Below are 3,732 nucleotides of genomic sequence, written 5' to 3' on the forward strand. Positions count from 1 at the left end.
GGCATGCCGTCGTACTCGGCGGAATCAGGGGTCTGGGCCATGACCATGCCTCCCTCGCTCTTGATGGCTCGCACGCCCAGGGTGCCGTCGCTGCCAGTGCCCGAAAGCACGATGTAGATGGCCCGCTCGTGCTGGTCCTGGGCCAGGGAGTGGAAGAAAAAGTTGATGGGCAGGCGTTGGCCACGCGGTGCGGATGGTTCCAGCAACTGGAGTGTGCCATTCAGGAAGGCCATGTCGCGGTCCGGCGGGATGATGTAGACGCAATTGGGGTGCACGACCATTCCATCCTCGACCTGGGAGACCTCCATGCGGGTATAGCGCCGGATGAGATCCGTGAGGATGCTCTCGTGGTCAGGGGCCAGATGCTGTACGAGCACAAAGGCCATGCCCGGATCGGTGTCGGCGGGCATGCCCGAGAAGAAGGCTTCGAACGCTGCCAGTCCCCCGGCCGACGCGCCGATGCCAACGATGGGGAATCCAGCAGAGGGTCCGTTCGCCGTCTCATGCGCCTCGGCTGCTTTTCCAGAGATCTTCTGTGTCTTGATTGCCTTGGCCTTGACTGGCGCTCTCGCTGTGCTCGCTTTGTTGCCGGCTCTTGCTGTCATGATACCCCCCTTGCTTCTTCGCTCTCCCAGGGATCGCGAACCCTGGTTGGCACACCACAACGTCTCTTTTACATTCGACTATCCAGCGAATATGGAGCAGGCCACAGTCCCCTGAGCATAGCCATGACCCGTTTGTCTGCGTCTCCTGTCGTCATTCCATGGCCATGTTCCCCTTCCCTCCGGCAAAGGAGGATGCCTGTCACAAGAGTATCGTAGCACTCAGGTGCGCTGGCTCTGAAGAAGTCCTGAAGTTGCCGTTTCCACCCTGATAGCTGTTTGTCAGATGCGTGTCCATCGATTATGATGGCAATGGTTCCCTTCATTGTGTCCCTCCTTGTGGGCACTTGAGATGAAGGCAACTACTCTTTTACCATAGTAACACGTTAGTTGAAAGACGCAATTTGAAACAGGTTCCTGATCTGGCGTGCCACGCACACTCGCAACCGATGAGTCAGCCATTCAGTGATTCGAAGTAGTGCAGGAGACTTCGCGCGGTGGTTGACGCCGAAACGTTACGCTGGCACGTATTGCCGAGACCACTAGTATTCTCCATGACTACGTTGTACGTCCCAACGAATGTCGCCGTTCCACACAAGTCAAATGGCGGACACGCCGCTCCACCGTAGCAGAAAAGCACCTCACAAGAGGTGCTTTGTCGTTTTCCGAGGTGTCCGGCGTTAGCGCAGGATCGCTTCCTGCTGGCCTTTCGTTTCAGTCTTCGCATAGGCATAGCGCCCGCGGTACAGACTCCGGTGCTCGAGAATCCTCGAGACTTGCCTTGGCTGCCAGCGCATCCCTCGCCGGGTGGCGCTCTCCTTGTTCAACGCCTCCGCAATCTCGTGCAGTGTCCATCGCTGGCTTCTCCATGCGAACACCTTCTTGACGACGTCGATCGGTCCGTCCAGGCGCTTGAGGAGGAGAAGTGCCACTGCCTCCAGAGTCAGAGGACTGACATGAGCATCGTGAAAGCTGGTCTGACACTGCTGGACGGGATGGGATCACTCTGGGAAAGCTCGGATGTGGCGACACGCAAGCGGCTACAGAGGTTCGTTTTCCCGGAAGGAACGAGCTTCGACGGCAAGGGATTTGGAACCTCCGTTCTCCCCGCATGCCTACAGCTTGGAAGTGGGGTCGGGTCCTCGAAAGGACGTCTGGTGCCGGGAGTGGGAATTGAACCCACACAGTGTTGCCACCGCGGGATTTTAAGTCCCGTGCGTCTGCCAGTTCCGCCATCCCGGCAGGGATGCCTGGATATAAAAATGGAGGCAGCACCCGGATTCGGACCGGGGTATGAGGGTTTTGCAGACCCTTGCCTTACCACTTGGCTATGCCGCCTCTGGAGCGGAAGACGGGATTTGAACCCGCGACACTCGGCTTGGGAAGCCGATGCTCTACCCCTGAGCTACTCCCGCACAATCATATACACCCGTATTCTACACAGTGTGAAGGCTTCTGTCAACCCTGATGAAGGCGCTGTGAGTCTTCTTCAGCCAGACGTGAAAAAGCAGTCATTGCGTCGAGTGTATGTCTGTCGATCGGACGGCAATTCTGGCGCAGATAGAGCAGTGTCTGCTCAAGTGCGCGCAACATTGCGGTTTCGAGACTGCTGAACAGGAGAGAGCGGACTTCGTCGACACCGACGAAGTGGCGGCCTGACTCACAATAGTCGGCAAGGAAGACGATCATCGCCAGTCGGTCCATGTGGGGGGCACCTGTCGTATGCAGAGCAATTGCCCGAAGAATCTCAGGATCATCCACACCAAAATCGCGTCGGGCAATCAGCGCCCCGACTGGGGCATGGAGGACTACCGGGGCGAACGTTTCAGCCATCTCACAAACCAGAGGGTCATCTGTGTCTCTGACCAGCTCGAGCAGGAACGACTCGGGTTTATCCCTGGCGATATCGTGCAGCAGAGAAGCAACGCTGGCCTTCTCCTCGGATACTCCCCAGAAACGGGCAAGCCTCACTGCCAGCTTCTCCACACGGAGCATGTGCTTCAGTCGTTTCTTCGGAACACGCCCGGCGACGAGGTCGACCAGGTGGGCTCTCTCCTCCGGTATCACTGACCTCTGTATAATCCGTGGCCTGCAATATATGTGGCAACGGACGCGGGCACCAGGCCATCGACAGACAGACCCTGTTGCAACCTGTTGCGAATCAGGGTCGACGACAGGCTGTCGAAGGGGTTGATGTCGAACAGAGCCCTCGCAGGGATCTCCAGGTTGTCTGAACGATGCCGACCGGCGCGCGGGACGAACCATAGTTCAACTTGATCGAGGATATCCTGGTATCTGTGCCACTGCGGGAACGACAAGAGCTGGTCCTCACCGAGAAGCAGCACTGGTTTTCCCGCGCCCAGCCTCGGACGGAGGCCTTCGAGTGTGTCCACGAAATAGGATGGTCGTGGCTCACGGCGCAATTCGACGTCAGAGATTTCCACATCGGGCACCCCTGCGAAGGCAAGCTGCAGCATCGCCACACGATCAGCATCGGATGCGGAGAGGCACTTGTCAAAGTCCGGGTTGGGAAGACCGGTGGGGATGAGAATGAGCGTAGAAAAGGCCATGAGACGAAGAGCCTCATGGCCGACAAAAACGTGGCCGGCGTGGACAGGGTCGAACGCTCCCCCATACAGCACAGTCTTCATCGTTTGGTGGTTGTCTCTTCCCCCAGAGTGAATACGTGGCCGCCGATCATGACGCTCTGTCCGTCATGGGCTCCCTTCTTGCGGAGAGCCTTTTCGACGCCGATCTTGCGCATCCTCTGGTCCAGTAATGTGACCTGGAACGGCTTCTCGAAGTCGGTCGTGTGGATAATCCGGTCGAGATAGCGTCCTGATGCACTGAGCATACCGTCGGGAAGCCGGGAGATCTCGAATGTCTCATCGGACAATTTCAGCTTGTAGATCCTCGTCACCTGTTCGCGAGGAGGCACAGGCGCAGACTGCACGAGAGCCAATCCGCGTTCGATGACGGCATCAATGCCACGATTCTCCAGTGCGGAAATCATCAGAGGCTCGATACCTTGATGGACAAAGTGGGTACGAATCCCTGTGCGCTTCTGCGCGGAAATCAGGTCGATCTTGTTGACGACAATCAATCGGGGCTTGCCTGCGAGCTGTTCACT

At 57.7% G+C, this 3,732-nt stretch carries 5 protein-coding genes and 3 tRNA genes; all 8 read right to left on the reverse strand.

Annotated features, from left to right (window positions below; all coding sequences use genetic code 11):
* On the reverse strand, window positions 1–605 hold a 605-nt coding region (locus SMC5_RS04095), incomplete at its 3' end, for a chemotaxis protein CheB (protein WP_133299160.1).
* Window positions 606–1,282: 677 nt separating this feature from the next.
* Window positions 1,283–1,534 (reverse strand): recombinase family protein, encoded by a 252-nt coding sequence (locus tag SMC5_RS04105; protein ID WP_165846225.1) that lies wholly within the window; start codon window positions 1,532–1,534, stop codon window positions 1,283–1,285.
* Window positions 1,535–1,757: 223 nt separating this feature from the next.
* Window positions 1,758–1,844: transfer RNA gene (locus SMC5_RS04110), tRNA-Leu, on the reverse strand.
* A 21-nt stretch (window positions 1,845–1,865) separates the two neighbouring features.
* Window positions 1,866–1,940, reverse strand: a tRNA-Cys gene (locus SMC5_RS04115).
* Window positions 1,941–1,942: 2 nt separating this feature from the next.
* Window positions 1,943–2,017: transfer RNA gene (locus tag SMC5_RS04120), tRNA-Gly, on the reverse strand.
* Between the two features lie 43 nt (window positions 2,018–2,060).
* Window positions 2,061–2,669, reverse strand: a complete 609-nt coding sequence (gene yqeK / locus SMC5_RS04125; RefSeq protein ID WP_119119711.1) for a bis(5'-nucleosyl)-tetraphosphatase (symmetrical) YqeK — start codon at window positions 2,667–2,669, stop codon at window positions 2,061–2,063.
* The gene (gene nadD / locus SMC5_RS04130) at window positions 2,666–3,253 is read right to left on the reverse strand and encodes a nicotinate (nicotinamide) nucleotide adenylyltransferase (protein WP_119119712.1); all 588 of its coding nucleotides are present in this window, start codon (window positions 3,251–3,253) and stop codon (window positions 2,666–2,668) included. Before nadD ends, yqeK begins: the two co-directional genes overlap by 4 nt.
* The coding region (gene cgtA / locus SMC5_RS04135) for an Obg family GTPase CgtA (RefSeq protein WP_119119713.1) at window positions 3,250–3,732 on the reverse strand (483 nt) is incomplete at its 5' end. The genes cgtA and nadD, both read right to left, overlap by 4 nt.

Source organism: Candidatus Cryosericum odellii (assembly GCF_003570935.1).
In the GTDB taxonomy this organism is placed as follows: domain Bacteria; phylum Caldisericota; class Caldisericia; order Cryosericales; family Cryosericaceae; genus Cryosericum; species Cryosericum odellii.